The 15,230-nt window shown below is 63.0% G+C and carries 16 protein-coding genes and 1 pseudogene; 11 read left to right on the top strand and 6 right to left on the bottom strand.

Going from position 1 to position 15,230, the window contains the following annotated elements:
• Positions 1-201: 201 nt before the first annotated feature.
• The 3 genes from M1248_RS33445 (at position 202) to M1248_RS27420 (ending at position 1,994) form a co-directional block, all read left to right on the top strand.
• Positions 202-339 carry a hypothetical protein gene (locus tag M1248_RS33445; RefSeq protein WP_410506736.1) on the top strand — a complete coding sequence of 46 codons (138 nt, stop codon included), beginning with the start codon at positions 202-204 and terminating at the stop codon, positions 337-339.
• A gap of 264 nt (positions 340-603) precedes the next feature.
• Positions 604-1,476, top strand: coding sequence for a ParA family protein (locus M1248_RS27425; RefSeq protein ID WP_317150314.1), 873 nt, complete (start codon positions 604-606; stop codon positions 1,474-1,476).
• Between the two features lie 62 nt (positions 1,477-1,538).
• Positions 1,539-1,994, top strand: a complete 456-nt coding sequence (locus tag M1248_RS27420; RefSeq protein ID WP_317150313.1) for a hypothetical protein — start codon at positions 1,539-1,541, stop codon at positions 1,992-1,994.
• Between the two features lie 382 nt (positions 1,995-2,376).
• Here M1248_RS27420 and M1248_RS27415 read toward each other — a convergent pair.
• Positions 2,377-3,343, bottom strand: a pseudogene (locus tag M1248_RS27415) (hypothetical protein).
• 612 nt (positions 3,344-3,955) lie between these two features.
• Here M1248_RS27415 and M1248_RS27410 point away from each other — a divergent pair.
• Together M1248_RS27410 and M1248_RS27405 are read left to right on the top strand one after the other, a co-directional pair.
• Entirely contained in the window at positions 3,956-5,014 is a 1,059-nt protein-coding gene (locus M1248_RS27410; protein WP_317150311.1) for a hypothetical protein, read from the top strand.
• Between the two features lie 19 nt (positions 5,015-5,033).
• On the top strand, positions 5,034-5,444 hold the full coding sequence (locus M1248_RS27405) for a hypothetical protein (RefSeq protein ID WP_163735059.1): 411 nt from the start codon (positions 5,034-5,036) through the stop codon (positions 5,442-5,444).
• Positions 5,445-5,688: 244 nt separating this feature from the next.
• Here the strand turns inward: M1248_RS27405 and M1248_RS27400 are convergent, their stop codons facing one another.
• Entirely contained in the window at positions 5,689-6,048 is a 360-nt protein-coding gene (locus M1248_RS27400; protein ID WP_317150310.1) for a hypothetical protein, read from the bottom strand.
• Between the two features lie 738 nt (positions 6,049-6,786).
• Here M1248_RS27400 and M1248_RS27390 point away from each other — a divergent pair.
• Entirely contained in the window at positions 6,787-8,247 is a 1,461-nt protein-coding gene (locus M1248_RS27390; RefSeq protein ID WP_174262175.1) for an amino acid ABC transporter substrate-binding protein/permease, read from the top strand.
• The gene (locus M1248_RS27385) at positions 8,244-9,017 is read left to right on the top strand and encodes an amino acid ABC transporter ATP-binding protein (protein ID WP_163735067.1); all 774 of its coding nucleotides are present in this window, start codon (positions 8,244-8,246) and stop codon (positions 9,015-9,017) included. The genes M1248_RS27390 and M1248_RS27385 overlap by 4 nt, the downstream gene beginning before the upstream one ends.
• Before the next feature lie 46 nt (positions 9,018-9,063).
• Here M1248_RS27385 and M1248_RS27380 read toward each other — a convergent pair whose 3' ends face one another.
• The gene (locus M1248_RS27380; RefSeq protein WP_317150309.1) at positions 9,064-9,249 is read right to left on the bottom strand and encodes a hypothetical protein; all 186 of its coding nucleotides are present in this window, start codon (positions 9,247-9,249) and stop codon (positions 9,064-9,066) included.
• The gene (locus M1248_RS27375) at positions 9,242-9,568 is read right to left on the bottom strand and encodes a contact-dependent growth inhibition system immunity protein (RefSeq protein WP_317150308.1); all 327 of its coding nucleotides are present in this window, start codon (positions 9,566-9,568) and stop codon (positions 9,242-9,244) included. Before M1248_RS27375 ends, M1248_RS27380 begins: the two co-directional genes overlap by 8 nt.
• 407 nt (positions 9,569-9,975) lie before the next feature.
• Here M1248_RS27375 and M1248_RS27370 point away from each other — a divergent pair, with 407 nt between their 5' ends.
• Genes M1248_RS27370 through M1248_RS27360 form a run of 3 tightly spaced genes read left to right on the top strand, consistent with a single transcriptional unit; the run spans position 9,976 to position 11,409 of the window.
• Positions 9,976-10,701, top strand: coding sequence for a hypothetical protein (locus M1248_RS27370; protein ID WP_163735082.1), 726 nt, complete (start codon positions 9,976-9,978; stop codon positions 10,699-10,701).
• Between the two features lie 43 nt (positions 10,702-10,744).
• Entirely contained in the window at positions 10,745-11,002 is a 258-nt protein-coding gene (locus tag M1248_RS27365; protein WP_163735085.1) for a type II toxin-antitoxin system Phd/YefM family antitoxin, read from the top strand.
• A complete protein-coding gene (locus M1248_RS27360; protein WP_163735088.1) occupies positions 10,999-11,409 on the top strand; it encodes a type II toxin-antitoxin system VapC family toxin in 411 nt (136 codons plus the stop codon). Before M1248_RS27365 ends, M1248_RS27360 begins: the two co-directional genes overlap by 4 nt.
• 79 nt (positions 11,410-11,488) lie before the next feature.
• Here M1248_RS27360 and M1248_RS27355 read toward each other — a convergent pair whose 3' ends face one another.
• Together M1248_RS27355 and M1248_RS27350 are read right to left on the bottom strand one after the other, a co-directional pair.
• Positions 11,489-12,175, bottom strand: coding sequence for a sensor domain-containing protein (locus tag M1248_RS27355; protein WP_163738342.1), 687 nt, complete (start codon positions 12,173-12,175; stop codon positions 11,489-11,491).
• 197 nt (positions 12,176-12,372) lie between these two features.
• A complete protein-coding gene (locus M1248_RS27350) occupies positions 12,373-13,998 on the bottom strand; it encodes a peptide chain release factor 3 (RefSeq protein WP_317150307.1) in 1,626 nt (541 codons plus the stop codon).
• 362 nt (positions 13,999-14,360) lie between these two features.
• Between M1248_RS27350 and M1248_RS27345 the strand changes: the two genes are divergently transcribed.
• Positions 14,361-15,134: an SseB family protein gene (locus M1248_RS27345; protein WP_163735095.1), complete on the top strand. Its 774-nt coding sequence runs from the start codon at positions 14,361-14,363 to the stop codon at positions 15,132-15,134.
• Positions 15,135-15,230 lie beyond the last annotated feature (96 nt).

Here is a 15,230-nt window from a genome sequence, read left to right as displayed (position 1 = left end):
CGTGGTGCGTCTGGAACAACTGAAGGCGCGGCTAGCCGATGTGACCAGGCTCGTCCCGGTTGACAGTCCCGGGCGCTTGCCTTGGGGTCATGAAGGCATCATCAAGCGGGCGGTCGATCACGTCCGCGCCGATTACACCTCGACAAGCCGGATTCCGCCGGCCTTCTTGGTGACGAATTCACGCTCCGCAACCTCCGGCTGGTGCACGAGGCCATCGCCGGAAAGGCCCTTCAGCGCGACACGTTTTGGCGAACGATGGAACCGCATCTCGCGGCGACGGGCTCCACGACGGTCCGAGGTAGAGGGCGCCCGGCAGAGCTGTTCCGACGGAGCGGGTAGTCCGTGTCGCCAACATCAATCCTGCAAACTCTTCCGCGGTGCCGGACCCGTCTCCCATAAATGGGACGTCCGTGCCTAAGCTTGAAGTTGGGAACCAGACATCGCAGATAGATGCAGTGAGTGGCGAGGAGCGCAATGTCTTCTGACCAGCAGATTCGGGCTGAAGGGCTTCGTGAGTGCGTCAGAGCTGCGCTGGCGCGAGTTTCACCGCTGCTGCCGCTCGGCGACAGCGCCACAGCGCCGACGATGTCGTAGAGGAGCAAAGTGACCTACGTAATCAGCATCATCAATCTCAAGGGTGGCGTTGGTAAGACCACGACAACCGTCGCGATGGCGGAAGTGCTCGCGGGTGAGTTCAACCAACGCGTCTTGGTGATTGACCTGGATCCGCAGACGAATTCGACCACGATGCTGATCGGGGAACAAGCGTGGAAGTCCGCGAACCTTGCAGGCCACACCTTGGCCCCGCTTTTCAAGGACTCGCTCCGACCGGACGGCGACGCGCCAACGTTCGATCTCGAGAAGACGCTGTACCGGGAGGCGTCGCCGATCACGGCCGTGCGCACACTCGATTTGCTGCCGAGCAGTTTGGATCTGATCGACGTCCAAGACGATCTAGCCGCCGCACGTGGCGGTCGATACCACACAGATCGGCCGGTGGATCTGCTCCACAAGGCAACCGCGAGCCTGGTTCCCGAATACGACTACGTCCTGATCGACTGCCCGCCGAACCTCGGAATCATTACGTTGAACGGGATCCGGATGTCACACGGCTATGTGATCCCGACGAAGCCGGACATTCTCAGCACGTACGGCATCCCGCAGATCATGAACCGAGTCTCAGGCTTCGCTGACAGTCTGGCGCAGCGGGTCGTACCGCTTGGGACGATCGTCAACATGTACCGCTTGGGCACGAAAGTTCACGAGAACACAATCAGTGCGCTGAACCGAGACGTCGAAGCGGGCAAGGTGCCGAAGCTATTTCGCGCGAAGATACCGTACGGAAGCGCGGTCGAGGAAGCGGCTGAATTCGTGGCGACCAATACATTGCGACAGCGGTGGAAGCCGGGCAGCCTTTACGGTCAGCTGCAAGATCTGAGCGTTGAACTGACCGAACGAGCGGAGGCCCAGCTGTGACGCCGAGCAGACTTGGCGAGGCTACTGAACCGCATGCTCACGTCGCAGAAGCGATCAAGCGATTGGCTGCTACGGACGGGGCGCTTTCCAACATCCTCGCCGGCCTGGCGGCAGTCATCGCCGAAGAGGCGCTCGAGAACATCGAATTCAGAACACGATTGAATGACCTGCTGACCAATGAGTTCGGCCGGTCAACGGAGATGGCTTCCGGAGCACACCCGGTTACACCGGCGGCACCCGCGTCTAGACCCGCGCCTGTGAAAGCCAAACCGAAGAGACGTCGTCGCGCCCCAGGGCCATGGGATCCCTACGACGTCTACGCGCAAGTCGGTGAGACGGGCCTAAGGGACCGGCTGAGTCAACTCGAGCTCGAGCAACTTCGCGACATCATCGCCGAACACGGTATGAATACCGACGGTTTGGCGATGCGATGGAAGAGATCCGACAGGGCAATCGACCGAATCGTCGAGCGAGTCGTCGATAGAGCAGCCAAGGGAGATGCCTTCCGCAGTGCCTAGTCGCAGTCGGAAAGCGAACTCTGCTCCAAGGCTTCCATGAGGAAAGATACGCACCCTACTCCCACGGAGTCGGGTCTTCATTGCGAATTGGTATGTCACAGAAGACTTCTTGCGGTCGCCCGGTGGACGGTGGTGTTTTGAGAACGTCGACGTCGCTGATGCACGTGCCGTCCTGCACGAGTTGCCCGACCCGTCATCGGAGGAACTCTCGCGCATCACAAAGCCCGAACGGGTGTTGACCCTTGATCAGATCGATCGCGTCGATGCCGTCAAGGTTTTTGGGCACGCGCGCCGGCCCTAATGGGCCGACGCCGTGCGGGCGCCAAACGGCACCAGTGACCCGATGCCTACAGCGGTGCGTCTGCCCGCGACCCGATGGGAACTACCAATCGCCGTCGGCAACGGTGTCGCCCGACGACCCTTTCACCGTAAGGACTTTCGTGGAATCGACGGGTACGAAAGGCTTTTCCACATGTCCGAAGACCTTGCCGACACTCTTGACTTTCGCCAACGTGTCCGTCGGCGCCAGATCTTGAGCGTCCGCGTCGTAGTAGTCGAACCAGGGCAGGCCGGCCTCGACGTAAGCGTCGCGGTCCACCGGGGTCGGCGGCGCCACCTCGCCCGTGATGGCGGTCCACTGTTCGGCACTGCACAAGTGCACAAACACCCGCCACGACCGGTCCTCGTCGTAATCGGACAGCGAGCGACTGTCGGCGTAGATCTCCTGCCGCATCCTGCCTCCGGCGCCTAACCCCATCGCTGAGTCCGCCGGAGGAGGACCCTCACACAAAATCGTGCGCTCGAACCGGGGACGGGCGTGCCACGCCCGCAGAGCGGCCTCCGTCAGACCCACAGCACGCAGCTGGACGCCGCCGTGGACTTCCTGCCCGGTGATCTGTCCTTCGACGGTCGCGCCGGAACCCAACGGAACGGCGACGAATTGGCGGATGAACCCGTCGCCCGCGTTGATTCCGTCGAGCCACGGCTGCCGGGGGAGTGCGACGTAGTTCTGCGGGTCTTGGGCAAGGCGGTCGCTCCACTGCTCACCACTGACCGCACACACCTTGCCGGCACCGACTTGGAGTGCGCCGGGCTCGTCGCTGTCGAACGACAACCACATCGCCTCACGCTGGTACACGGGCAGCATGACACCGCCATGTGCCAGCCACTTGGACGGCGCGCTGTCGGGATAGTCCGCCACCCGGCGCAAGGGAAACTGGCCGAGACTGGGTGGAAGCGGGTGCAATCCGGTTTCCGGAATACGTAAAGTCCTCTGGAACCTCCACCGAGACTGGGCCCAAGACCAAGCGGTCACCGACAACCTTCACTTCGGGACTGTGCGCCACCATTTCCTCCATTCGAATGCGGACGACGAAGTCTTATCAGCCGGCACTGACAACACCAAGATCTGCGCAGGGCAGGCTCGCTTGATGCCGGTCGTCCGACTCCGATCCGTGGCACGGGGGCCGCTCGATCGGTTGGAGCCGGCTGGCGCCGAAAAATGTGCATCTCAGCACGTGATTGCGTCGATAAGATGGTGAGGACGTTCATCGCACGGGGGTAAGAGTGTCTGACCGGCTCACTGTCGATCCCGACGGGCTGATCGCTGCTTCGGGGACCGTCACGCGGCGCGCCGATGAGTCCGCTGCTGTAGGTAGCGCGCATCCGATCGGCGGAAAGTCATCGAGTCTCGGCGCTGCCCGTGTGTCCGCAGCTATCAACTCATTTGGTGCGGCATGCGCGAGCCGCTATTCAAGTCGTGCCTTGTCACTGCAACTCGCGGCGATGGGCTACCTGAGCGGCGATGACAATTCGGCTTCCCGCGTCAGAGATGCCTCCGTGTGAGCACGTTGGCAACCGATCTTCGCAGAGCCCCGGCGGCCAAGCCTTACGCTGCGTCTGATTCCAGTGGTGGCCTCCCAACGCGGACGGACATCGAAGGTTGGATTGAGGAAATCGATGTGCTGTCTTCGTCGGCAGCGGCTTACTGCGCAGCCGCGAACCGGATCGAGACGGGCGCCGATACCTACGTCCAGGCGATGTCGGCACCCGGTGGAACGGCGTGGGAGGGTGATGCCGCCGACGCTGCTCGTGAAGCCAGCTATGCAGACCGCGGCGTTGTTTACCGGGCGGCCGATCACATGCGGAACATGGCACAGCTTGTCAATCTGGGTGCACAGCACCTGAGCCAAGCCCGAGACCGAGTGTTGGATGCGATTGCCGACGCCGAAGGCGACGCCTTCAAGGTCGGTGACGCACTGACTGTCACCGACATGCGGCGATACACCACCGGCGAGACTGACGTGTATCTGGCTCGCAAGTCGCGCGCGGAGGAGCACCGCGCCTACATCGCGATGCGCGCCGACGTCCTGGCGTCCGAAGACGCCGAGATCGGCGCCAAGCTCCAGGCCGGTGCCGCCGAACTTGAAGGCATGATCCCGCTGTCATGGAGAACATCTGACGACAACCGCAGCGACACAATCCAAATGGTTGACCACGAGTTTGCACCGGGAAACGAGGAGACCGGCAGTGGAGGCGCCAGTCCGTCGGCTGATGACATCCGTAGTGTGCTCGAGCAGCTCCCGGAGGGGAGTCGCCGCTGGATCAGGGAAGTCCGGTCACCCGAAGATCTTCAGGCGCTGTGGACATGGATGGGGCAGGGCGGTGTGGAAAACCCAGCCCGGTACGGCGATCCGACAAAGGGCATCTGGAAGGATCTGCCCGACGGCAGCGGGATTGGTCAACGATTCGCGTCGAAGTCGACGCAAGGGCCGTCGCTCGACATCAGTCTCGACAGCGGGGAGCACTGGAAGATTCACATCAACCCCGAGGCGGGGGGCGCGGTGCCGGATGCTCTCGTCGAGGGTCCGGCCGGGTCGACCGACCAGCCGGACAGTGCATGGGGTACTCCGATATCTCCTGAAGAACTCAGGCGTAGCGGCGGTGAACTGGGAATTCTGCAAGACTTCGTAGATGCCGTTCGTCCGCCGGATCCTTCCGATCCCAGGAACATGGCTTAAGCGATGTGCGGAGGTAATCGTGAATGACGCGGACGGTGCCACACGCGAGGGCGATGGCAAAGCTGAAGCGTGCGAACAGGATCTGCTGCGCCGGGAACTGATGGCAAGCGGACTCGAGGATTGGGTGTCGATGGCAGAGGTGCAGCAGCTGGCCTCCTCACTCGGTCTGGCTGATGCTGACGCCGCGCGCCAGAAACTGGTGCTGGCAACCATCCGGTCGGTTCTAGAGGACGGACTGATGGAAATCGGAGATCTGCCTGGGGAAGACGGCCAGTTCCCCGCCTGGGATGGTTCCGTCGACTCGCTCATGGTGCGCTTATCGGATCGCTTCATCCGGCACTATGACGAGCCAGCAGTTTGGGACTACTCCATATGGCTGGGTCTTACGGACCAAGGTGAGCGGGTCGCCAAGACGATGTCGTCCGATTGACATCAATGAAGGCTGAGGCAGAGTCGCGTACGTCCCAGCCCTGGGCACCGCTTCGCAGACAGGGCTAGCGAAATACCCTTACGCCACACCGGTACACACCGACCGCCGTCAGGGCGTGACCGCTGGCGAGGCAAGCATGGGCTACTGGTGGGACATCGGTTGCGAGAATGAGGCGTCGGGCGCAAAATTTGTGTTTACCCCGCCAGGCCTCGGCTGATGCCAACTGCGCGCGCGGCACGCACTTCTAGAGCGGTGCCTCGACCTGCAACGCGTGCAATGGTCCACGCGGGCCTACACATTTGAGCAGAACTCCGGTCCGTTCGGCCTCGGCGGCGCCGATGATTCCGCAGTCCCACGCGCCGATGGTGGAGTATTTCTCCTCGGCCTCGACGAAGGCGTCGAGTATCGCGACCGCGTCCGTGCACGACGTGACGGCAGAATCATAGTTCCACAACTTCATGTCTGGCCGAGTACTGATCTGGGGAGCGGGTCCACAGTCGACCCCTGCGCCGCCGATTGGTTCCAGCGCGAACTCGTCGAATGGTTTGGCGTCGGCGGGTGCCAAAGCCACGATCATCAGGGCAGCGCTCGCGATTGACGTCACTATTAATGCGCGAGATGTCATGTCTCCCCTCAGAACTAACTCAATCACCTCGAGGTGTTGGTGGGCAGAAGTCTACGCAGGCCGCGGTCGCACCTCCAGCGGCCCTGGGGTAGCCGACGCATGCCTGGCGAGTCCCATCGAAACTGAGTTCGCCGCCTTCAACTGAGGGGCGATTCAGATCCACGTGATGCGGTGGGCTACGGCATCACGCGACGGCGTACTCGGCCGGGCGTCAAGAGCGCCGAGCACCGACATCAAAGTCAGACATACTCGTACCGCCTCATACCGCGAGAGGACTAGGTGTACGTCGACATGGAAATGTCGGTGTACTGGTTCCAGGGCGTTCGCCAGTTGAGCGCAGGAACGCAATGACTTCTTCGGCCTTGGCAGGCAAGGGCCCACAGATCTCGATAATGGTCAGCTCGCCGGTTGGCCAACCTCGTCGGTGCGCCTCAGCCGGCTCAAGATCTCATCAGGCTCGACCTGTCGATCGGTTACGACGCCCACGCCGTCGCCGCCAGTAACGCCGCAGTCCTGCGGCAGTTTCCCGAGCTGGAAGGCCCGACTTCAGTACTCTGTCGCCCGATTCTCGTCCGGCCTGAAGAATTCGCGTCGTCACCGATTCTATGCGCGGGTAACGATCACCTGCGTCGAAATCAACCCGGTCGATACGCAGCGCGAACAGCACAGGACTACTAGCGTGAATTCTCCGTGACAGCCGACGCTGGGAGGCGAACGATGCGAGGCGAGTGTGTAAGAGACAGGAGTCCGTCACCTCGATTGGCGGTCCTGTTTGCAGCAATCCTCACGGCGTTCCTGGGCATCGGGCTGCTGAACCCGACGCCCGCGCACGCACAGGACGAGACCTACGTCATCGCGACCGATACGACGTTCGCCCCGTTCGAATTCCAGGACGAGCAGGGCAATTTCGTCGGCATCGACATGGACCTCATCCGCGACATCGCCAAGGACCAGGGCTTCCAGGTCGACATCAAGCCGCTGGGCTTCGACGCGGCACTGCAGGCGGTGCAAGCCAACCAGGTCGACGGCGTCATCGCGGGCATGTCCATCACCGACGAACGCAAGAAGGTGTTCGACTTCTCCGACCCGTACTTCGAGTCCGGCGTCCAGATGGCCGTGCTGGAGACCAACAACGACATCAAGGACTACGAAGACCTCAGGGGCCAACGAGTGGCCGTGAAGAACGGCACCGAAGGCGCGACATTCGCCGAGTCGATCAAAAACAAGTACGGCTTCGAAACCGTCTACTTCGCCGACTCCTCGTCGATGTACGACGAGGTGAAGACCGGGAACTCCGTCGCCGTGTTCGACGACTACCCGGTCCTCGCCTACGGCATCACCCAGGGCAACGGGCTCAAGACCGTGACGCCGAAGGAGAAAGGCGCCAGCTACGGTTTCGCCGTCAACAAGGGCCAGAACGCCGAACTCCTGGCCAAGTTCAACGCCGGCCTGAAGAACCTCAAAGAGTCCGGCCGCTACCAGGAAGTGCTCGACACCTACCTCGGCGAAGATGCTGTCGCTGCGGACAACTCGTTCTTCGGCCTGCTGAAGACCACCTTCCCGCTGTTGATGGAAGGCCTGAAGATGACCGTCATCCTGACGATCATCTCCATCGCGTGCGCGTTGGTGCTCGGCGTGATCTTCGGCCTGATGCGGGTATCCCGGTCGATCTGGCTGCGCGCGATCGGCACCACCTTCGTCGACATCTTCCGCGGCACACCGCTTCTCGTGCAGGCGTTCTTCATCTACTTCGGCATCCCCGCCGCGCTGGGCTTCGAGATGTCGGCCTTCACGGCGGGCATCATCACGCTATCGCTGAACGCGGGTGCCTACATGACCGAGATCGTGCGCGGCGGCATCCTGTCCGTCGACAAGGGTCAGATGGAGGCATCACGCAGCCTGGGTGTCGGATATCTGCCGACGATGCGCAAAGTGATTCTGCCGCAGGCGGTGCGGACGATGATCCCGTCCTACATCAACCAGTTCGTCATCACCTTGAAGGACACCTCGATCCTGTCGGTCATCGGCATCGCCGAGCTGACCCAGACGGGCCGGATCATCATCGCCCGCAACTTCCAGTCGTTCCAGATGTGGCTGATCATCGGCATCATCTACTTCATCGTCATTATGGCGCTGACCAAACTCTCGGATCGCCTCGAGAAAAGGATAAACAAGTGAGCCAACTCGTCCCAGAGGCTGCGGCCGCCGAACCCGAAGGGACCGTGAAGATCCGCATCGAGGGACTCAAGAAGTCCTTCGGCGATCTCGACGTCCTCACCGGCATCGACACCACGATCAGCAAGGGTGAGGTGGTCTGCGTCATCGGCCCGTCGGGATCGGGTAAATCGACGTTCTTACGGTGCCTGAACAAGCTGGAGGACATCACCGGAGGCAAGGTCGTGGTCGACGAGTACGACCTGACCGACAAGAAGGTCGACCTCGACAAGGTCCGCCAGCACATCGGCATGGTGTTTCAGCACTTCAACCTCTTCCCGCACATGACGGTCATCGACAACGTGACCATGGCGCCGCTGCTGACCAAGAAGATGGACAAGGCGGCGGCGGAGAAGAAGGCGCTCGAACTCCTCGAGCAGGTGGGGCTCAAGGAGAAGGCTCACGTGAAGCCGTCGACGTTGTCGGGCGGTCAGAAGCAGCGCGTTGCGATCGCCAGAGCGCTGGCGATGAACCCGTCGATCATGTTGTTCGACGAGGCCACCAGTGCGCTGGACCCCGAGATGGTCGGTGACGTGCTCGAGGTGTTGCGTGAACTTGCCGCGGGCGGCATGACGATGGTCGTGGTCACCCACGAGATGGGCTTCGCGCGGGAGGTCTCCTCACGGGTGCTGTTCATGGACGGCGGCAAGATCGTCGAGGACGCACCGCCCGCCGAACTCTTCGACAACCCCAAACATCCGCGGCTGCAGGAGTTTCTGTCGAAGGTTCTTTAGGCAGAGGTTGGGAGTGACTCTCTCCGCTGGCACGGCGGCGATTAGCTCAGATGGCAATCAGGTGCTCTCGGGCGGTTGTGGTTCGTAGTCGCCATAAACGCTTTTCGATCAGCACGTCGGCATCGCTGTTCTGCGGACAACGGATGCCGTGCCAGCAGCCAGCAGCAACCAGCTTGGTCGCCTCCGTCCACCGCTTCGCTTGTGAAGCGTAATCGGGCATTTCGTCAGTCACCGCTGCCAGCTTCGATCGCGGTGGCCTGCTCGCGCAACCGGTCCGAGACCTGACCCAGCCACTCCTTATATGTCAGTGGCTGGGGAGCGTAGTAAACACCGACGGTTCGCACCAAAAACTGTTCCAAGTCCGGTTCCCCACGGGCCCCGCGCAGGTCATCGATCTCCTGCGCCAGCGTCCGCAGGGGCCCGGCGGTGGGATCATCGTTGACGTAGTTGTCGACGATTCCTTGCCAATCGTCGGCTTCCAGATCCCAGTCCTGATGGAAGTGTGCGGCGAAGAATTGATACAAGTGGTTTGAGATCGAGCCATCGTTCATGGTGTGGGGAATCCTGTCAGCACCTACCACCCGCCGTTACCGCCGCCTATGAGCACCACCCTAACGCCGGTGCCTAACTGCCCGGCTGGCCCGGCGTCGGCATGGCTGTAGTCGCCGCTCGGTGCCTCTGCGCTGTGCGCATCCCCGCTGTGACCGCCACCACCGCCGTCCGCAACCTCGTTCGAACACCATGCTGCACAACGTCATCGGCGTGGCGGCCCGCGGTGAAGGCGTCGAGTCCATGTTGCAGCGCTTCACCGAGCCGAGCTGGGGCCGGCGGTCTCCCGAGTGGCGGACTAGTTGTCGACGGCCTGAGTTGTCGGTCGTTGCCGATACCGTCGAATCACGTCAATAGATGCCGCAGCCTCAGGCTGGCCCGGCGTCTCACCTGCTGAGGGGAGCTCGTCATGATTCGACCCCATAACGCCACCGCAACCGCGGTCATCGTGCTCGGCGACGACGAAACTGTCTGCCGCTGTGAACAATTGACGGCTCGCGCCGCGCTGCGATCGACGACCGTCGTCGCGATGTTCGCATTCCCGGCGGGCGCGCCTGCCTCGCACGACGACTTGACCGAGGTCGAAGGAGTCGTCGCCGCACTGGCCCGGGCGATCTCGCTCCGGCTGCCGATATGGATGCCAGAGCCGATGGTGGACCTGAGGCGCGAGCAGCACTATCGCCGCCTGAGTCTGGTGCTGCAGCGGCATGGACTCGACCTGCTCGTGGGCCACGATCTCTGGCCGATGCCGGACACGGGCGGTATGAACGAAATTGACTACGCGTTGCGGCGTGAGGTGCAGGCCGTCGACGACCTCGATCGCGCGGCGCTGGCCTCGGCCGGGGTGGACAGTCTTGAGAGGGTCGTCGAACGGGCAGCCAACGCTTCATCGGCGGCCGCTCACGAAAATGATTGGCCACCAATGCTTCCCCAGGCCCACTTACCGTGGGTCGAGCGTTGCCAGGCCGTCACAGGCTATGTGCGCTGGCTGGTAGACGGTTGTGGTGTGACACGCGCTGCGGCGGCGCGGGTGCTGAACTCGTCGGGTCAACGAACCCCTGACGGCCGGGCATGGCAGTCGCGAACCGTGTCGGCGCTGCTGGACGGGCACTACGACGGCGAAGCAGCCGCATAATTCATGGCGGCTTGACGTGCTACAGAAGTGCTACAGTCGTAGCATGTCAACAGTGGCGTCCCGTGAACTTCGAAACGACACGGCGGGCGTGCTGCGACGGGTCCAAGCGGGCGAAGAAGTCACGATCACGGTGAATGGGCGAGCCGTCGCGATGATCACCGCGGTGCAGCCCAGGCGTCGGCGGTGGGTGTCCAAGGCCGAACTGGTCAGGCGGCTCGAGACCAGCCAGGCGGACCCCGGCCTGCGTGACGACCTCGCAGAGCTCGCCGGTGAAACCACCGACGAACTCGACGAGTTGTGACAACCGATCAGCCCGCCGCCGGCATCCTCGACACCTCGGTGTTCATCGCCGACGAGAGCGGGCGACAACTCGAGACATCGCTGCTTCCTGAGGAACTCGCCACGACTGTGGTGACCCTGGCCGAACTGAACGCGGGTGTGCTCGCCGCGCGGACCTCCGAGATCCGGGCGCGTCGCCTTCGCACATTGGACGCAGTCGCCGACATGATCGCGTTACCGGTCGACGAGGAGGCGGCTCAAATGTGGGCGCTGTTACGCGTCCATCTGGCTGAGGCGGGGCGACGGGTCCGAGTCAATGACCTGTGGATCGCCGCAATCGCAGCCGCCAAGCGCGTGCCCGTGGTCACGCAGGATGGGGACTTCGATGTTCTAGAAGGCGTCGCGGGTCTCGCGATAATCCACGTCTGACTCCGTCGGACGTCGACGCCGAGCCCACTGCGCGCACCGGGATCCGCTCCAGGCATGCGCCAAATTGGTCGCACCCCGCCTACCACTGTGCGCTGACATTAGCGGCGATCTGGTCGGCGATCCTCACCGCCGAGTCGCCAGGGTCGGCGCTGCACGTGTTGATGTCGACGATAATGTTGTTCCGCAGCGTCACCGCGCGTCCGCAGGCCCAGCCGGGAGCACCGGCGTCCCGTTGTGTAGCAATAGTTTTCAGCGTATCGCCCGCGACGGAGATCGGTCCGACCGACCACTGCGACCCGCTCTGCGTGTGGGTGTACTCCTTGCAGACCGGCCACTGCTGGGTAGAGGCGTCCAGGAACGCACGGGCCTTTTCCACCGTGGGAAACAACACCACCGCCTGCTTGAGATAGTGCGTGAAGTCATCGCCGTTGTTGAGGCTCTCATCACGCTCGGCCCGAAAGCCGCTGGCGGCATACACCGGCGCCTCCGCCGCGCCGTCGACGGCCAGGCATTCCGCAGGCGCCATGGTGGCGCTGTTGTCGGACATCGAGGTCTGGGTGTTAGTGACCGTCATCCCGACCGTGCCCATCGCGACGTTCACCTGTTCGGGGCGCAGCAGCAACTCAACCAGCTCACGCTCGACGAGCGGACGCGGAATCATCGTTCGGGTGGTGGTGACCGACTCGGCGTTGCCGACATTGCTGACGCAGCCGGTGACCAGAACGGAGATGACTGCAACCGCCAGTGCGGCCGTGGGTCTGCGCATATTCCCTCCCATGGATCGCGCAACCGATTCGCCGCGCGTCATCCCCCTATGGCGCGCAATGAAGAAATGATGCACCAGCACCGACGAGGCCTAAGCGAGGTCGAACGGTGTTTCCTGGTCACGATGAACAGTGCTTTTCATAACGGGTCGAGCACAGCGCGAAAAAGCCTCGAGGGTGGCCGGACCGCTCGCCGCTCTTACCCCTCCGCTGCGACCAGCGACCCCAACTTGATGTCGGGGTTGTCGCGTTGGAACCCTTCCAGTCGCCACGGCGTCGAAAACAGCACGAGCATCACGCCGTCCGTGCGCGTCAGCACCTCCGCTGACACCTGCCGGTTCATGAACTCGGCGTCGGCAGGATCCACTACCCGCGCGACCTGATACGGCAGCGACTCCAACGAAATCGGTGCGCTGTACTCGGCGGCCATCCGGTGCGTGGCCACCTCGAACTGCATCGGGCCCACCGCGGCCAGCACCGGTGCCTGCTCACCGCGACGGTCGGAGCGCAACACCTGAACCACGCCCTCCTGCTCGAGTTGCTCGATCCCGCGCCGAAACTGCTTGTGCTTACTCGGATCCGTGCCGCGCGCCACCGCGAAATGTTCCGGCGAGAAGCTTGGAATCGGCGGATACTGCACCGCCGCATCGACATACAGCGTGTCGCCCGGCCGCAACGCCGCCGCGTTCGCCAACCCGATCACATCACCTGGCCACGCCGTGTCCAGCGTCGCGCGTTGCTGCCCGAACACCGACTGCGCATACTTCGTCACGAACGGCTTACCCATCGCTGCGTGCGTCAGCACATCACCGCGCTCGAACGTCCCCGACACCACCCGCGCATACGCGATGCGGTCGCGGTGGGAGGAGTCCATCCCGGCCTGCACCTTGAAAACGAAAGCGCTGAAGGGTGATTCGATCGCCCGCAAACTTCCGTCGACATCGACGGCACCGCCCGGCGCGGGCGCAAGGTCCACCAGCACATCGAGAAGCTGGTTCACCCCGAAGTTCAACGCCGCCGAGGTGAACAGCGTCGGTGTCGACTCGCCGACCAAAAACGCCGACCGGTCGTAATCGGAGCCGTCCGCCGACAGCAGCTCGGACTCCTCGACCGCCGTATCCCAATCGACACCGGCCGCAGCGTGCGCATCACAAGCCGCGATGTGCTCCTCGGGTGCCGCGGTCGCGCCACCGGCGGTTCGGGTAAACCGAATGAAGTTGCCGGATCTGCGGTCGAGCACCCCTTTGAAGTCTCCGGCGATGCCCACCGGCCAGGTCAGGGGAGTGGGCCGCAACCCGATCCGTGACTGGATCTCGTCGATCAATTCCAGGGCATGACGACCTGGCCGGTCCCACTTGTTGATCACCGTGATGATCGGGATCCCACGGTGCTTGCATACCTGGAAGAGCTTCAGCGTTTGTGGCTCAAGGCCTTTCGCCGCGTCAATCAGCATCACCGCGCAGTCCACGGCCGTCAGCACCCGGTAGGTGTCCTCAGAGAAGTCGGCGTGGCCCGGGGTGTCGAGCAGGTTGATGACGCATTCGCGGTACGGGAACTGCAGCGCCGTCGAGGTGATCGAGATGCCCCTGGCCTTCTCCATGTCCATCCAGTCCGACACCGTGGAGCGTCTGCCCGCCTTGCCGTGGACCGCGCCGGCCTCCGTGATCGCCCGGGCGTGCAGCGCCAGTGCCTCGGTCAACGTGGACTTGCCGGCGTCGGGATGGCTGATGACCGCGAACGTTCGTCGACGGCTCGCCTCCGCGGAGATACGGCCAGGTCGCGAGGCGTCGGCGGTCGGCGCAGCGGCCAGGGCGTTGTCGGTCATAGCACCCGCGATGGTATTGGCCTTCGAGTCCAAACCGGTAATCGGGCGCTTTGCCGTCAGCGGACAACCTGGCGCGAACCTATCGAACTTGCAACCGTTCCCCGCCATCGCTTCGCAGCTGCAGGGGGTGGGTTCGACCGGATAATTGCTGAAGTTCTCGCGCACGCCACGACACTCTCCCCTGCCATAGGCGGACGGGGCGACCCGACAATCATGGGGCGGCGAGGTTGCGACGCTACGGGGCTGGTGTTATTCGATTGTCCGATCGACGGCATCGCGTCACTGCTACCCGAGACGCGGTGCGGGCGCCGCAATGTGATTGGTTGCCGGAGGGATCCTGGGCAAGAAAGGTGGGCTACACCATGGACCTGGTCGACAATGTGACCGTTCGCCGAGTTGTCGGTGAGTTCGCGGCTCAGCCCGACCAACGACGCGCTCTTGAAGTACTTCGGTCGTGCATGTACGGGGAATTGCTCTTCGACATCACTGGATCAGACGCGCCTGTAGACGGGTCTTTTGCTGCCGGGGCACGACTACAGATCCGCGGCGGCACCGGGCCGGGTGGTGGTCGCGCGCTGTTCGCATTCACGTGCCAGGACGAGATCGCGCGCCTGTACCCGCCGGACACTCAAACTCAGTCGATGGTCACGCCGGCGACGGGCGCGCTGGAGCTGGCGCGGCAACAACGCGATGACTGGCTCTATATCGACCCCGCAGGTCCAACGTGCGCGTTGGCGGCCGCACACATCGATTTTGCCCTGCGGAATCCGAACAATCAGCCACTGAAGACAGCGCTTGCGGCGCTGCACGCCGGCCATACGGACAGGCGCGGCGTCCTGCAGGTGCTCCTGGCGGAGGGTCAGATGCTGCTGGCCGCGGACGAAACATCCGTCCCGGGCAGTGTGACGGTTCGTTCGACGCCGTCGGCCGACGGCTCACGCGCCCTGGTGTGTTTCACCAGCGCTCCAGAGGTCGTTGTTTTCAACGTATCGGATGCTTTTTTTGCGCGCCCCACACAAGAAGTGCTCGACATGATTCGCACGGATGGGTATAGCGGACTCGTCATAAACCCCGCTGGGCCATCAATAACGTTCTCGAGGGACGAAATCGAGAGCGGCTCCGGCTTATCCGGTTAAGCAACGTAACTCCGCAGCAGACTCGATGATGCGTCGAAGACGACCGATCGGCTGCGGCCAGACGCTCAGTCGCAGTTGCCTTCTGGGCGTCGACGT

It is taken from the genome of Mycobacterium sp. 29Ha (assembly GCF_032883055.1).
In the GTDB taxonomy this organism is placed as follows: domain Bacteria; phylum Actinomycetota; class Actinomycetes; order Mycobacteriales; family Mycobacteriaceae; genus Mycobacterium; species Mycobacterium gallinarum.
The sequence above is the reverse complement of the archived record's forward strand: the minus strand, read 5'-3'. Positions and strand labels throughout refer to the sequence as shown.